Below are 15,035 nucleotides of genomic sequence, written 5' to 3'. Positions count from 1 at the left end.
TTATCGAATCGTGTGGATGTTCGGCTTCGGTGCGCGCGCCGGCCGCGCCGCGAGTGCATACGTCCGTTCAATGACATGGCCGTTCCAGACCGTCAGCACGTTGCCGTCGGCGAGGCCGCGCTGCACGATTCGCACGATGTAGTACACGCCGAAGCAGAAAATGAACGCGTAGATGGCGACGAACAGCGCGAGCGTCGCGGCGGCGAAGTGCGCGGTGAGCCCGGGCGTGAGCGCGTCGGCGGTGCGCAGCACGCCCCACACGGTCCAGGGCTGCCGCCCGACTTCGGCCGTGAACCAGCCGGCCAGGATCGCGATGAAGCCGAGCGGGAAGCTGAGCGCGAGCGGCCAGAGCAGCCAGCGTCGCTGCTCCAGCTTTCCGCGCCGGGCAACGGCGGTGCCTGCCCACGCAAGCGCCAGCATGACGAGCCCGCACCCGGCCATGACACGGAACGCGAAGAACGGAATCAGCACGGGCGGCCGGTCGGCCGCGGCGAAATCGGTCAGCCCGACTTCACGCGAGTCGACGGTGCCTGACGCCACGAGGCTGCCGAGAACGGGCACTTTCCATTCGAGGCGATTGCGCTCATGCGCGGCATCGGGAATCGCGAAGATCACTTCGGCGGCCGGCTGCTCGTCGGTCCATCGGCCTTCGACCGCGGCGAATTTGGCCGGCTGATCGTCGTGCAGGTAGTCGCCGGTGAGGTGGCCGAACAGGATCTGCAGCGGGACGAGTACGGCGGCGAGGGTCACGGACATCCGTACCATGACGGTGGCCTCGATCCGGTAACGATCCTTCAGCAGATAGGCGGCGCCGACGGCAGCCACGCAAAATGCGGTCGTCAGATAGGCACCCAGCAGCATGTGCGGGAAGCGAACCCATACGACGTGGTTGAAGATGATCGCTGCCCAGTCGGTCGGCACGAATACGCCGTTTTGTACGACGTATCCGACCGGATGCTGCATCCACGAGTTGTTGACGAGAATCCAGAACGCCGACATCGTCGTGCCGGCGGCGACGAGGATGCACGACGTCAGATAGAACCACGGCCGCACCCGGGCGCGGCCGAACATCATCACGCCGAAAAACGTGGCCTCCAGCGCGAACGCGGTAAACGATTCGTAAGTGAGCAGCGGCCCCTGGATCGGGCCGCTCGCGCGGGACAGCTCGCTCCAGTTCGTGCCGAACTGGAACGCCATCACGATGCCCGAGACCACGCCCATGCCGAACGCGACGCCGAAAATCTTCAGCCAGAACGCGAACACGCGGCGGTACACGCGATTGCCGGTCGCAACGGACATGGCCTCGAGCACCGCGAGCCACGCCGCGAGCCCGATGGTGAACGACGGGAAGATGATGTGAAACGAGACCGTGGCCGCGAACTGGATTCGGGACAGCAGGAGTGCCGTTGCTTCCATGCGTACGCTCCATTGCGAGATTGCGTTGCAATGGAGTGTCGGCGTCCGGCATTTCTCGTGCGTTGCAGATTGCGGCTGCCGTGTTACATCTGAAATCGAACGGGCCGTCGACGGTGACGGCGCGTCATGAGCGTCATGCGCGGCCGGCCCGGCGGGCCGTCAGCGCAGCACCGCGGCGAGCGCGCGCGCGAGATCGGGCGTCTTCAGCGGTTTGCGCAGCACCATCCTGACGCCGAGCGCGTCGGCCTTTCGTTCGAGCGCCGGTGTGCTGAAACCGCTGCACAGGATGACCGGAAGGTCATTGCGCCGCCGCGCGACGCGCGCCGCGAGCTGCAGGCCCGTCAGGTGCGGCATCGCATGGTCGGTCACCACGACGTCGAAGCGGGCTGGATCGGCATCCAAGGCAGCCCAGGCGGCCTCGCTCGATGAAAATCCGACCGGTTCGTAGCCGAGATCGGCCAGCACCTCTTCCCCGAGCCGGACGAGCGCGTCCTCGTCGTCGACCAGCATGACCACCTGCCCGCCGCCGTGAGGCACCGGGATCGTCTCGGCTTGCCGGGGCGGGCGCGCGTCCGCGGCGGGCAGATAAACGTCGAAACGCGCACCTTCGCCGGGTGTGGAGTGGACGTCGACGGCCCCGCCGTGTTCGCGGACGATGCCGTCGACGAGTGACAGGCCGAGACCGGTTCCCTCGCCGGCGGCGCGCGTCGTGAAGAACGGATTGAAGATTCGCTCGAGGATCTCGGCCGGAATGCCGTTGCCGCTGTCCGCAACCGACAGACGCACGAAACGGCCGGCGCTCACCGCGCCATGCGACAGCGAGCGCGGTGTCTCGATGCAGACCAGGTCGAGGTCGACGCGCAGCGTGCCGCCTGAAGGCATGGCATGGATCGCGTTGCTGCACAGGTTCATCACGACCTGATGCAGATGCGTGGCGTCGCCCAGAATGCACGCATCGTGCGCCGGCATGCGCACGTCGAGTGCGACCTGCGCCGGCAGCGTCTCGCGCACGAGCTCGATCGCCTCGTCGACCACCGCGCCGACATCGACGGGCACCCTGGCCGTCCGGCCGCTGCGGCTGAACGTCAGGATGCGCTCGACCAGCAGCCGCGCGCGTTCACCGGCCCTCAGCACCTGTTCGATGTAGCGGTGCGCCGGTGCGTCGTGCGCGACGCTGGCGAGCGCCCGATCGCCGAAGCCGAGAATCGCGGCAAGGATATTGTTGAAGTCGTGCGCGACACCGCCGGCAAAGGTGCCGAGCGCTTCGAGCTTCTGCGACTGCCGCAACTGGCGCTCGAGGCCATGTCGCGCCTCTTCGTCGGCCCGGCGTTGCGTGATGTCCTCGATCGTCGCGATGATCAGGTCTTCCGCGTCCGCATCGGCCGGCTGATGAGCGGAAAACACGCGCGCCACGCTCATGTCGGCCCACACGACGCGGCCGTCCCGGTGCACGTAGCGCTTTTGAAACCTGACGCGATCCTGACCGCGCACCAACTGGTCGATATGATCCTGCGTGAGTGCCCGATCGTCGGGATGCGTGATGTCCGATGCGCGCCGCTCAGCCAGCTCGCGGTCGCTGTAGCCGACCATCTGCTGAAAGGCGGGGTTGGCCATCAGGTAGCGGTCGTGCGCGCGCAGCACCAGGATCCCGACGGGGGCGTTCTCGAATACGGTGCGCCAGTGCTGCTCGCTTGCGCGCATCGCCCGGCTCGCGTGTTCCAGCCGGCGCATGTACGCGGTCAGCACATACATCAGCAGAATCACGCACACGACGATGGCGCCGACGCGAAACGTCGTGTCGTGAACGAACCCGGCGAGCACGAGCAGGAGGGCGAGGCAGCCGGCCAGCATCATGGCCCGGTGGCGCCTGGCTCGCCAAAGCGTACGGTGATGGGGCGACGTGTGTGACATTGGCGTTCAGTCCTGCATCGACGGCGGGTTTCGACTGTCACGCGCGGCGCCGCTGCTTGAAACGGCGCAGGGAAGGACAGGCCGCTCGGGGGGCGCGGCCGGCCCGCTCATTCGGCGCTCGCGCTCGTCCAGCCCGCCGCCGCGCTCAATCGGGTAACCGGCGCGTCCATCACGTAGCCGGCGCCGCGCACGGTACGGATGAAAACCGGATGCGACGGATCGGGTTCGATCTTGCGGCGCAGGCGCAGGATCTGGACGTCGATCGAGCGGTCGTACACGTCGTCGTACATCCGGCTGGACTCGAGCAACCGGTCGCGGGACAGCACGCGCCCGGGTGCGGCGAGAAACGCATTGAGCAGACAGAATTCTCCGTTGGTGAGCTCGACCGGGGCGCCGTCCGGATCCGTCAGCCGCCGGGTGCCGACGTTCAACTCCCAGCCGCCGAATCGATACGCGCGGGCGTCGTTGTTGCGCCCGGTCGCCGGGGCGGTCGCGCCGGCCCGCCGGAGCAACGCGCGGATGCGCGCGAGCAGCTCGCGGTTGCTGAACGGCTTGGTCAGGTAGTCGTCGGCGCCGAGCTCGAGCGCCATCACGCGGTCGGCTTCGTCCCGTTTGCCGGACACGATGATGATCGGCAGGTTCGAGCGCGCGCGCAGCTCGCGGGCGATCTGCACGCCGTCTTCTCCCGGCATGCGCAGGTCGAGAATCACGAGATCGATCGCAAACGTGTCCAGCGCGCCCGCCATTTCCTGGCCGGAATCGGCCACCGTCACGCGGATGTCGTTGTCGGACAGATAGCCGGACAGCAGTTCGCGGATTGCCGGATCGTCGTCGACTACCAGCACGTGAGGAAGATTGGCGTCCGTCATTGTGCGGATACTCGTCGGGGAACGATTGAAATTATAGCCGGGGCGATGGGGCGAACGGGCGCTCGCGTGGCTGCTTGCTACGCCGGATCGTCGCGCCGGGCATCCCGCGCGCCGGTGCTCAGCAGTGCGACGCCGAGCGCGGCCGCCCAGCCGGCCGCGGACGGCATCCGATCGGCGGCGCCCGCCGTGCCGCTTGCCGTCTCCGGTAGCGCGGCGGGTTCGGTGTGCAGGCAGTCGACGATGTGCCGAAACCCGGCATCGCGCAGCGCGTACAGATGAACCTCGACCCACAGCGGGAAACATTCCCAGCCGGCGGCAATCTCCGCGTAGTCGGCCGTGGTGCAGGCGCTGCCGCTCTCCGGTGCCGCCAGCCGACCTTTCGTGAGCATTCGATCATGGTCGCGGCGAAGGATCTCGATCAACAGCTCGCGCTTGTGTTCGAAGTGCGCATAGAACGCGCCGCGCGTGTACCCGGCGCCCTCGGCGATATGTTCGACGCTCGTATCGGCAAAGCCTTTCGCGATGAATAGTGCGCGAGCGGTAGCGATGAGCCGTTCGCGGGTGTCGAGCCTGCGTTGCTCGCGCGTGAGTCGGGCGGGTTTCATCCAGGGTGGTCCATGCAGGTGGAAATGATCGAAGCGGCGCAACACCGCGCCGCGCGAAATACCGGATCGACGCGGGAACGCCGCCGCGCCGATTCGTTGTTCGTCGGGACGGTTTCGCCTGACGATGTCGCTGGGTCGGGCAGGGCACCGGCGCGAGGCCGATCGGCCAACCCGACCCGACCCGGCCGCGCGCGTTTTCCCAGCCCGATTCAATCGCTGAGCGAATCCGGCGCGCCGCGCTCGGCGGTGGCTGGCGCGATCCGTCGGCCGAGTGTTCCCGCGCGGCATCCGGCGGGCGGCGGCGCGTGCGTGGCCGCCGCGCGAATGCCGGCGGCGATGCCGAGCGCGAGCGTGTCGAGCGCATGGCGATGCGCGTCGACGAGCGCGTCGTAGCCCGCCGACGCACCGGCCCGAACGATGCTGCGGCACGTCAGTGCCGGCTGTCCGGAGCCGGCGTCCACCGTCCACGTCGCATCGAGCAGCACGTGAGACGCCGGCCACGATTCGACACGCTGGACGTCCACGGCGACCCGATAGACCGGCGTGCCATCCGGATGAGCGACGCGGTGAACGTCGAACGTATTCAGCCGGGACGTGACGCGCGTCGACAGTCCGTCGCGCATCTCGTCGCCGAGCGGCGCAACCCAGCGCTCCTGTTCCAGGATGTCGACCCGTTCGGGGCCGCGCTGCACCGCGAGCCGGTTGCCGTCCGCCGGCGCCGCCACGTGCACGCGCTGCATGTCGATCAGCCATGCGGGACGCGAGGCGTCGGTGTCGCCGCCCGCGCCATCCGCCATCCCGAGCGTATGGAACCGTACGGGCGGCGACGTACAGGCGCCGAGCACGGCCAGCGCGATGCACGTCGCGATGCGGATCGGCATCCGGAACGTGCGAAACGAATGCGGCGTCATTTCGGTTCTCCTTTCTTGCCGAAGAGCAGCGCTTCCGGATGCCGCTCGAGATAGTCGGCCAGCGTATTGAGCGACTGGAGCGTCTGCGTGAGCGATTGCATCGCGTCATGAACGTCCGATTGCATCGGCGAATCCTGCCGCAGCGTCGCCTGCGCGGCGTCGAACGTGCGTTGCGCCGCCGCCAGCGTGTCGCGCGCCTGCGGCACGACTTGCTCGTCGAGGTGTCCGAACAACTGGTTCGCATGCTCGAGCGCACCGTTCAGGCTGTTGCCGATCTGGTCGAATGGAACCTTGTCGAGCTTCCGAGCGATGTCGGCGAGCTGAACCTGCAGTTCGTCGAGCGTGTTCGGAACGGTCGGCAGCTCGACCGGCGTGCGGTGCACGTCCACGCTCGCGCGCGGCGCTTTCGGGAACATGTCGAGCGCCACGTACAACTGGCCCGTGAGCAGGCTGCCGGTGCGCAACTGCCCGCGCAGCCCCTGCAGCACCAGGTGCTCGAGGAGGTCGTGGCCGCCGGCCGTATCGGGGGCCGGCAGCGCGGTGTCGCTGTGCCGGCTCAGTCTCGACGGATACAGCGCCATCGTGACCTTCATGCTGAACGTGCGCGAGTGCTCGTTGTACTCGATCCCGATGTTCGTGACCTGACCGAGCGCGATGCCGCGCAAATCGACCGGCGCGCCGACGGACAGTCCGCGCAGCGACTGGTCGAAGCGCATGACGACCATCAGCGGCGTGCCGTCGGGGTCGCGCATCGCATCGGCTTCGTCCTGCGCGAGCCGGAACGACGCGTTGTCGGCCGCCGGCGGTGCATCGGCTTGCCCGGGCGGCGACTGAAACGCGAGGCCGCCGACGACCACCGTCGCGAGCGATTGCGTGTTCAGCTTCAGGCCGTTCGAATCGAGCCGCAGGTCCACGCCGCTTGCGTGCCACCAGCGCGTTTGGGTGCCGACGTATTTGTCGTACGGCGCCTTCACGAACGCTTGCACGTCGACGCCCGCGCCATCCTTGTCGAGCGAGAAGCCGACCACCTGGCCGACCTGCAGGTGCCGATAAAACACCGGCGAGCCGATGTCGATCGAGCCGAGCGAATCGCCGTGCAGCAGGTAGCGGCGGCCCTGCTGGTCCGCGGTGACGGCGGGCGGTGTCTCGAGCCCGGCGAAGTCGGTCTGTTCATGCGGCGAGCGGCCGAGGTCCGCACCGATGTACGCGCCGGAGAGCAGCGTGCCGAGCCCGGAGATACCGGTGGCGCCGATACGCGGCCGAACGACCCAGAATCGCGTATCGCGGTTCGCGAACTGCGCGGCGTCCTTGGTGAGCTGGATGCGCACGACCACGCGCTTGAAGTCGGGCGTGAGCGTGATGGCCTGCACCGAGCCGATATCGACGTCCTTGTAACGGACCTTGGTCTTTCCGGCTTCGAGGCCTTCTGCGTTCGCGAACGTGACGGTGATCGTCGGGCCGGTCGCGGCAATGCCGCGGTACACGAGCGCCAGCCCGATCAGCGCGCACACGAGCGGCACGATCCAGACGAGGGACGGGATCCAGCGGCTGCGCGGCCGGATCTCGGGTTCAGGCAAATCGAGGGGAAGCATCTTGTGAATGGACGTAGCGTTGTGACGGGCTTGCGCCCGTTCAGGATCGAGGGCTGGCGGCGCAGCGGTGCGCGCCGTCCCAGATGAGTCGCGGATCGAACTGCATCGACGCACACATGGTGAGCACGACCACTGCGCCGAATGCCAGTGCGCCGGGGCCGGGCGTGATCTCGGCGAACGAACCGAAATGCACGAGCGCGATCGTCAGTGCGACGACGAACACGTCGAGCATCGACCAGCGGCCCACGCGCTCCACCAGTCGATGGAGCCGCGCGCGTTCCAGCGGGCGCCATGGCGTGCCGCGATGCGCGGCGATGGCCTGCAACGCGAGAATCGCGAGCTTGAGCATCGGCACGAGCACGCTCGCGACGAACACGACGACGGCGAGCGGCCAGTCGCCGGACGTCCAGAAGTACGCGACGCCGGCGAGAATGGTGTCGTCCTCGGCGCGGCCGAGCGAGGTCGCATGCATGATGGGCAGCAGGTTCGCCGGGATGTAGAGAAGCGCGGCCGCGATGACGAGCGCGCCCGTGCGTGCGGCGCTGCGCGGGCGGCGTTCGTGCAGCGTCGAACCGCAGCGCGTGCAGCGCGCGTCGGCGGCTTCGGTATGCGGTTGCACGCGTCCGCAGGTATGACATGCGACCAGCCCCGCGGCGCGGGCCGTGACGCTTGCCGAGCGGTGGCGCCCGGTCGCGCTGGTCGCGTTCGTTGCGTCCGCTGTGTCGGGCGTCACTGGTGCAGCGCGTCGCGGCGTGTGCCGCCGGCGCGATACCGCGGCGGACGTACCGCCGCCGCGCAGCGCGATGATTTCGTCACGCGCTTCCCACAGGCCGCCCGGGTCGAATGACGCGAGAAAGCCGAGCAACACGGTGAGGGCGCCGAACGCAAACAGCGCGGGGCCCGGTATCACGTGCGCGAGGCTCGTCATCTTGACGATCGTGACCAGGATGCCGAGCAGGAACACCTCGACCATGCTCCACGGGCGCAGCCGCTGCATGTTGCGCAGGACCGGCTCGAAGCGGGGCGGTACGCGGCCCGCGCGCAACGGTACGAGCACGTACAGCCACGCGGCGAGTTCCAGCAGCGGGAACAACATCGTCGTGCAGAACACGATCGCCGCCACCGCCGGTTGCCCGTTCAAGCGCAACTCGGCCACCGCGTCGGCCAGCGTCGCGTGCGATGCGATGCCGGCAGCGTCGAGCGCGACGATGGGAAAGGCCTGCGCGATGAAGAGCGTGAACAGCGCGGCGAGCGCGATCGCGCACCGCCGGTCGAGCGCCGGACGGCCGTGCGCGCTGCCGCCCACGCGGGCACGGCACCTCGGGCAGTGCGCAGCCAGCGCGCGCAGGCGCGGCGGCCGCCAAAACAGCAGGTCGCATTCGTGGCAGGCGACGAGGTTTTCGGGTTTCATCGGGAATCGGTCATGCGGGGTCAAGGAGTGCCCGGCGGCGCGGTACTCGCGGTACGCGCGGTGCGCCGGGCGTCGAGGTCCGGGCCGGCGCCGGCCGAACAGCGCGCGGCCGATCCGTCGACGCAAGCAGCCGTCATTGCCGGGCCGCGACTGCCGTGCGGGCGTCGGGCGGCAATTCGCCCATCGCCTGCAGGAGTGCCGCCGTATCGGTCATCCGGCGGCTCGCGGCGCGCACCGAATCGAGCTCCGCATTCAGGTACTGCCGCTCGCTCGCCCGTTGCGCGGTCATCGGCACGGCACCGAGCGCGCGGCGCTGCACCGTTTCGTCGAAGCCTTCGCCGGCCGCGCGCGCCGCGAGTTCGTTCGCAGCCAGCGCCTCGGCGTCGTTTTCCAGCGCGGCAAGCGAATCGGCAACGTCGCCGAATGCAGACAGCACCGTCGCCTTGTACTGCAGCACGGCCGCGTCGTACGCATCGCGCGTCGCGCGGCGGTGAGCCAGCAGCGCGCCGCCGTGGAACAGCGGCTGCGACAGCCCGGCGCCGACCGCCCACAGGCCGCCCGCACCCGACAGCAGCGCCGGCCAGCTGAAGCCGCCGCGCCCCATCGTCGCGGTGAGCGACAGGCTCGGGAACAACTGCGCGGTCGCTTCGCCGACGTCGGCCGACGCGGCCTTCACGGCTGCCGCGGCCGCGCGACTGTCCGGGCGCGCCTGCAGCAGATCGGACGGCACGGCCACGGGCACGTGCGCCGGCAGCGACAAGCCGCTGAACGCCGGAATCGGCGGCGTGGCGTCAGGCGTACGGCCCAGCAGGATCGCCAGCGCGTGAACCGCGCGTGCGCGTTGCTGGCGCAACGGCGGCAGCGTCGCGGCAAGCGACGCGGCATCCTGCGCCGAGGCCAGCGCCTGCACGTGCGACATCGCGCCGAGCGCGTAGCGCTGCTGGTCCTCGCGCGCGGCCGCGTCGGCCACGGCGACCAGGCGCTCGGTCAACAGGATCTGGCGGTCGAGCGCCGCCGCGCCGATGGCGGTGCCGACGATGTTGGCCGCCAGCGCGCGCCGCGCGGCTTCGAGTTCGCAGCCGCGCACGTCGACACGCGCGGCGCTCGCCGCGTTCGCATACCGCGTGGCGCCGAACAGGTCGAACGTGTAATGCGCCTGCAGTTGTCCGACGAAGACGTTGTAGCGCAGGTTTTGCGCGCCCGCGCCGGAAATGTCCGGCGTGCGCGTGCGGGCCACCTGCGCGTTCGCATCGATCGACGGCAGCGTCGACGCGCCAACCTGCGCGCGCAGCTCCTCCTGCGCGGCGGCGAGCGTCTTTTCCGTCGCGGCGAGCGTCGGATTCGCGCGCAGCCCTTCGTCGACCAGCGCGTCGAGCGCGCTGGAGCGATACAGCCGCCACCACTGCGGGACGGGCGCGGCGCCGATGTCGAATTGCTGCGCGAGCCCGGCCGCTTCGGCGGTGCGCGGTGCCTGCGGCGTCTCGCCGTAGTGAGCCGGCGACGGCATCGCGGGCGGCGTGCTGCTCGGGGCCATCGCGCAGCCGCCCAGGCCGAGCGCGGCGCTCGCGGCGAGCACCGAGGTGATACGAGGGAAATTCATCAGCATGTCTCCGAGGAGGCGACGTCCATTGCGCGCGACTCGCGTTCGTCGCTGCGTACTTTGAAGCACGTCGCATAGAGGGCCGGCAGGAAGAAGACGGTCAGCACCGTCGCGATCGTGATGCCGCCCATCAGCGCGGTGGCCATCGGGCCGAAGAAGCCGGAGCGCAGCAGCGGGATCAGCGCCAGCACCGCGGCGGCGGCGGTCAGCATGATCGGCCGGAAGCGGCGCACGGTCGCGCCGACGATCGCGGTGAAGCGCGGCTGCCCGGCGGCGATGTCCTGGTCGATCTGGTCGACGAGGATCACCGAGTTGCGCATGATGATCCCGAACATCGCGATCACGCCGAGCAGCGCGACGAAGCCGAACGGCTTGCCGAACAGCAGCAGCGCGGCGACCACGCCGATCAGGCCGAGCGGCGCCGTCAGCACGACGATGAAGGTGCGCGAGAAGCGCTTGAGCTGGATCATCAGCAGCGTCAGCACCGCGATGATCATCAGCGGCATCTGCGCGTTGATCGACGTCTGGCCCTTCATGCTTTCCTCGGCGGCGCCGCCGATCTCGATCCGGTATCCGGCCGGCAGCGTGGCGCGCACCGTCGCGAGCGCCGCGTCGATGTCGCGCGTCACGCCGATGCTCGGCGCTTCGCCGCGCACGTCGGCCTGCACGGTGACGGTCGGCTGGCGGTCGCGTTCCCAGATCACGCCGTATTCGAGCGTGTCGCGCACGTGGCCGATCGTGCCGAGCGGCACCGGGCCGTGCGGCGTCGGGATCGCCAGGCCCGCGAGCTTCGACGGGTCGATGCGTTCGCGCTTCGGCGCGCGCAGGTCGACGTCGACCAGCTTGTCGCGCTCGCGATACTGCGTGACCGTGTAGCCCGACAGCGTCATCGCGAGGAAGCCCGACACGTCTTCCGACGTCACGCCGAGCTCGCGTGCCTTGAGCTGGTCGATGTCGAACGACACCGATCGCTCGGCCGGCTCGTCCCAGTCGAACTGCACGTTGCGCGTGCGGGCGTCGGCACGCACCTTGTCCGCGACTTTCTCGGCGATGCCGCGTACGGTCGCGATGTCGTCGCCGCTGACGCGGAACTTGATCGGGAAGCCGACGGGCGGGCCGTTCTCGAGCCGCGCGACACGCGTGCGCACGGTCGGGAAGCCGCTCGCGAGCGTCGACTCGAGCCAGTGCGACAGGCGATCGCGCGATTCGATGTCCTTCGCCGTGATCACGAACTGCGCGAAATTCGGCTGCTGCAACTGCTGGTCGAGCGGCAGGTAGAAACGCGGCGCGCCGGTGCCGACGAAATCGACGACGTGCGCGATTTCAGGCCGGCCGTCGAGCACTTTCTCGAGCCGCCTGGCCTCGCGCAGCGTCGCGTCGAACGATGCGCCTTCCGGCAGGCGCATGTCCACCAGCAGTTCCGGCCGTTCCGAATTCGGGAAAAACTGCTGCGGCACGCGCGTGAACGCGGCCATCGCGATCGCGAACAGCACGGCCGTCACGCCGAGCACGACCCAGCGGCGCTCGATGCAGGCCGAGATCCATCCGGACAGGCGCCGGTAGAAGCCCGTGTCGTACACCGCGTCGCCATGCGCGTGACCGTCGTGATGCGCGCGTTCGGGCAGCATGTGGTAGCCGAGCAGCGGCACCAGCACGACGGCCGCGAACCACGACACGATCAGCGCGATCGCCGATACCTCGAAGATCGAGCGCGTGTATTCGCCGGTGCTCGATTTCGCGAGCGCGATCGGCAGGAAGCCCGACACGGTGACGAGCGTGCCCGTGAGCATCGGGAACGCCGTGCTCGTGTACGCGAATGCCGCGGCGCGCGTACGGCTCCAGCCCTGTTCGAGCTTCACGGCCATCATTTCGACGGCGATGATCGCGTCGTCCACCAGCAGCCCGAGCGCGAGCACCAGCGTGCCGAGCGACACCTTGTCCAGGCCGATGCCGAATACGTGCATGCAGAGCGCCGTCACCGCAAGCACGATCGGAATCGTGATGACCACGACCATGCCGGTGCGCAGGCCGAGCGACACGAGGCTCACGACGAGCACGATCGCGACGGCTTCGCCGACCGCTTCGACGAAGTCGTCCACCGAGTGCTTGACCGCGTGCGGCATGCTCGCCACCGCCGTCAGCTTCAGGCCGGCCGGCAGGCCCGCCTGCAGCTCGGCGGCTTTCGCGTCGAGCGCCTTGCCGAGGTCGATCACGTCGCCGCCTTTCTGCATCGTGACGCCGATGCCGAGCACCGCGTGGCCGTTCGTCCGCATCTGCGTGACGGGCGGATCGTCGTAGCCGCGCGTGACGGTCGCGACGTCGCCCAGCCGGAACGTGCGGCCGTTCACGGTGACGAGCATGTCGGCGAGCGCCTGCGTGTCCTTGAACGCGCCGCTCGGCCGAACGAACACACGGTCGTCCGCGGTCGTGATGGTGCCGGCCGGCGCGACGGCATTCTGTGCGTCGATCGCCTGCGCGAGCTGCTGCGGCGTGATCGCGAGGCGCGTCAACTGCGCGTTCGAGATCTCGATGAACACGTGCTGGGCGGGATCGCCGAAGTAGTCGACCTTCGCGGCGCCCGGCACACGCAACAGCGCGGCGCGCAGCCGGTCCGCATAGTCGTGCAGTTGCGCGGGCGAATAGCCGTCGCCTTCCAGCGCGTAGATATTGGTGTACACGTCGCCGAATTCATCGTTGAAGAACGGGCCGACGGTGCCTTTGGGCAGTGTCGAGCGGATGTCGCCGACCTTCTTGCGCACCTGGTACCAGGTCTCCGGTACCTGGTCGACCGGCGCCGAATCCTTCATCGAGAAGAAGATCATCGACTCGCCGGGGCGCGAATAGCTCTTGATGTTGTCGACGTACGGCGCCGCCTGCAGCTGGCGGCCGATCCGGTCCGTGACCTGTTCCTGCACGTCGCGCGCCGTCGCGCCGGGCCAGTAGGTCTGGATCACCATCGTGCGAAACGTGAACGGCGGATCCTCCGATTGCGCGAGACGCGTATAGCCGATCACGCCGAAGATCGTCGCGAGGCCGATCAGGAAGATCACCAGTTGTTGGTGCTTCAACGCCCATGCGGACAGGTTGAAGCGGTCGTCGTCGCGCGACGCGGCTCCGGCTTGGGCGCGATGTCCGTCGCCGGTGCCGTGCGGAGTTTGCGGAGCGTTCATGATGCGAGATCCTCCGCGTGCAGCGGCGGCACGATGCGCACGTGCTGGCCGGCACTGACCGTGTGGACGCCCTGCATCACGACGCGCTCGTCGTTCGCGAGGCCGGACGTGACGGTGACCGTGCGTTCGTCGTAGCGGCCGATCGTCACCGCGCGCAGTTCGAGCGTGTCGCTGCCCTTGCGGACGACCCACACGGCCGGGGCTTCGCCGCGGTGAAAGAGCGCGGTGGCCGGCAGCGTGATCGCTTGGTCCGCGGCGGGCCCGGCGGCAGCATCGAACGTCACGTTCGCCGTCATGCCGGAGCGTACGTCCGGGCCCGGCGAGAGCAGCGTCAGCTTCACGCGCCAGGTGCGGCTCTGCGGATCGGCGGCAGCGGCGACTTCGCGCACGCGTGCATCGAGCACCTTGCCCGGAAGGGCCGTCAGGCTGACACGAGCGGGGCGACCGACCGCGAGATCGGGCAGGTCGCGCTCCGACACGTCGCACACGATGTCGAGATCGCCGCTCCAGTCGAGATGGAACACGGCCTGGCCGGGCTCGACGTTTTGCCCGGTATCGGCATCTTCGGACGTGATCACGCCGTCGTGATCGGCGGTCAGCGTCGCGTAGCGCAGGTGATCGCCGGCGAGCGCCATTTGCGCGAGCGCGGAATCGCGCTGCGCGACCGCCGACGCATACGCGTCCTGCGTCGTCTCGAGCTGCGCCGGCGCGATCAGGTTGGCCTGCGCCTGCGCACGATCGCGATCCAGTTGCTGTTTCGCGTATGCGACACGGTGCTCGGCCGCATCGAGCTGCGCACGCGCATTCAGCAACGTGTTGCGCAGATCGGCCGGGTCGAGCGTCGCGAGGGCCCGGCCGGCCTTCACCGTGTCGCCGATTCGCACGCGCCGCTCGACGATCTTGCCGCCGACGCGAAACGACAGCGGCGTCGAATAGCGTGCCTGAACCTGCGCCGGCAGCACGCGTTGCGCCGTGCCGTTGTCCTCGTGCACCGCCAGCGCGACGACCGGCTGCAGTTCGGGCGCGGGCGTCTCGTGGGAATGGCAGGCCGTCAGCAGAATCGCGCAACACGCGATGGCGACGGGCGCCCGCCGGGCCGGCGGGACGATGCGTGTCAGAAGCGGGCGCGTGAAGGTTCGCGCGTCAAGACCGGGTGATTTCACGATGTTTCCAGGACAAGTGAGGGTCAACTGAACAGGGTTGGGCGACCACGGGGGCGCCCCGATTCATGCACATGCGGTGCGGCGCGTTCGTCGCCGCCGATTCTTCATATCAATCAGTACTGCGATGTTTCCATTACGGCTTGCTCCGGCTGCCGGCATGCCGATTTCCTGTGCGGGGCAGACGCGAACGTGCGGATGCGCACGCAGCGCTTCGGCGGCCCGACGGCCGCGCAAAGCCGAGCGGCACCGCTCGTCGTTGCGGCCGAAGCCGCGCGCGACACGACAGGTGACGAAGCGGCGGTGACGGCGTGCTTGGCGCTTTTGGCGCCGATTTCGCTTGCTGCCGCGCGTCGGGCACAGCCCCTCGACAGGAGCCGGATGCTGTGA

10 protein-coding genes are annotated in these 15,035 nt (G+C 69.0%); all 10 read right to left on the bottom strand.

Going from position 1 to position 15,035, the window contains the following annotated elements:
- The 10 genes from FFS49_RS07050 to FFS49_RS07005 all read right to left on the bottom strand — a co-directional run bounded on the left by FFS49_RS07050 (position 1) and on the right by FFS49_RS07005 (position 14,648).
- Positions 1–1,416, bottom strand: coding sequence for a cytochrome ubiquinol oxidase subunit I (locus tag FFS49_RS07050; RefSeq protein ID WP_039371896.1), 1,416 nt, complete (start codon positions 1,414–1,416; stop codon positions 1–3).
- A 159-nt stretch (positions 1,417–1,575) separates the two neighbouring features.
- A complete protein-coding gene (locus tag FFS49_RS07045; RefSeq protein WP_171026732.1) occupies positions 1,576–3,270 on the bottom strand; it encodes an ATP-binding protein in 1,695 nt (564 codons plus the stop codon).
- A gap of 164 nt (positions 3,271–3,434) precedes the next feature.
- Positions 3,435–4,196, bottom strand: coding sequence for a response regulator transcription factor (locus FFS49_RS07040; protein ID WP_105817045.1), 762 nt, complete (start codon positions 4,194–4,196; stop codon positions 3,435–3,437).
- Positions 4,197–4,273: 77 nt separating this feature from the next.
- Complete coding sequence (locus FFS49_RS07035) at positions 4,274–5,014, bottom strand: TetR/AcrR family transcriptional regulator (protein ID WP_249362355.1); 741 nt, start codon at positions 5,012–5,014, stop codon at positions 4,274–4,276.
- Complete coding sequence (locus tag FFS49_RS07030) at positions 5,011–5,712, bottom strand: PqiC family protein (RefSeq protein WP_105817043.1); 702 nt, start codon at positions 5,710–5,712, stop codon at positions 5,011–5,013. Before FFS49_RS07030 ends, FFS49_RS07035 begins: the two co-directional genes overlap by 4 nt.
- A complete protein-coding gene (locus tag FFS49_RS07025) occupies positions 5,709–7,304 on the bottom strand; it encodes an MlaD family protein (protein ID WP_105817042.1) in 1,596 nt (531 codons plus the stop codon). The genes FFS49_RS07030 and FFS49_RS07025 overlap by 4 nt, the downstream gene beginning before the upstream one ends.
- Before the next feature lie 40 nt (positions 7,305–7,344).
- Positions 7,345–8,715, bottom strand: a complete 1,371-nt coding sequence (locus tag FFS49_RS07020) for a paraquat-inducible protein A (RefSeq protein WP_105817041.1) — start codon at positions 8,713–8,715, stop codon at positions 7,345–7,347.
- Between the two features lie 133 nt (positions 8,716–8,848).
- Positions 8,849–10,315: an efflux transporter outer membrane subunit gene (locus FFS49_RS07015; protein ID WP_137951000.1), complete on the bottom strand. Its 1,467-nt coding sequence runs from the start codon at positions 10,313–10,315 to the stop codon at positions 8,849–8,851.
- Complete coding sequence (locus FFS49_RS07010) at positions 10,315–13,485, bottom strand: efflux RND transporter permease subunit (protein ID WP_105817040.1); 3,171 nt, start codon at positions 13,483–13,485, stop codon at positions 10,315–10,317. The genes FFS49_RS07015 and FFS49_RS07010 overlap by 1 nt, the downstream gene beginning before the upstream one ends.
- Positions 13,482–14,648: an efflux RND transporter periplasmic adaptor subunit gene (locus FFS49_RS07005; RefSeq protein WP_105817039.1), complete on the bottom strand. Its 1,167-nt coding sequence runs from the start codon at positions 14,646–14,648 to the stop codon at positions 13,482–13,484. The genes FFS49_RS07010 and FFS49_RS07005 overlap by 4 nt, the downstream gene beginning before the upstream one ends.
- Between the last annotated feature and the right edge of the window lie 387 nt (positions 14,649–15,035).

The organism is Burkholderia sp. 4NA327C6 (assembly GCF_005502655.1).
Taxonomy (GTDB): domain Bacteria; phylum Pseudomonadota; class Gammaproteobacteria; order Burkholderiales; family Burkholderiaceae; genus Burkholderia; species Burkholderia contaminans.
The sequence above is the reverse complement of the archived record's forward strand: the minus strand, read 5'-3'. Positions and strand labels throughout refer to the sequence as shown.

What these genes read in the sequence shown, in the direction of transcription:
- FFS49_RS07015 (WP_137951000.1), bottom strand. Translation starts at nt 10,315, where the DNA reads ATGAATTTCCCTCGTATCACCTCGGTGCTCGCCGCGAGCGCCGCGCTC.
- FFS49_RS07030 (WP_105817043.1), bottom strand. Translation starts at nt 5,712, where the DNA reads ATGACGCCGCATTCGTTTCGCACGTTCCGGATGCCGATCCGCATCGCG.
- FFS49_RS07020 (WP_105817041.1), bottom strand. Translation starts at nt 8,715, where the DNA reads ATGAAACCCGAAAACCTCGTCGCCTGCCACGAATGCGACCTGCTGTTT.
- FFS49_RS07045 (WP_171026732.1), bottom strand. Translation starts at nt 3,270, where the DNA reads ATGATGCTGGCCGGCTGCCTCGCCCTCCTGCTCGTGCTCGCCGGGTTC.
- FFS49_RS07040 (WP_105817045.1), bottom strand. Translation starts at nt 4,196, where the DNA reads ATGACGGACGCCAATCTTCCTCACGTGCTGGTAGTCGACGACGATCCG.
- FFS49_RS07050 (WP_039371896.1), bottom strand. Translation starts at nt 1,416, where the DNA reads ATGGAAGCAACGGCACTCCTGCTGTCCCGAATCCAGTTCGCGGCCACG.
- FFS49_RS07010 (WP_105817040.1), bottom strand. Translation starts at nt 13,485, where the DNA reads ATGAACGCTCCGCAAACTCCGCACGGCACCGGCGACGGACATCGCGCC.
- FFS49_RS07025 (WP_105817042.1), bottom strand. Translation starts at nt 7,304, where the DNA reads ATGCTTCCCCTCGATTTGCCTGAACCCGAGATCCGGCCGCGCAGCCGC.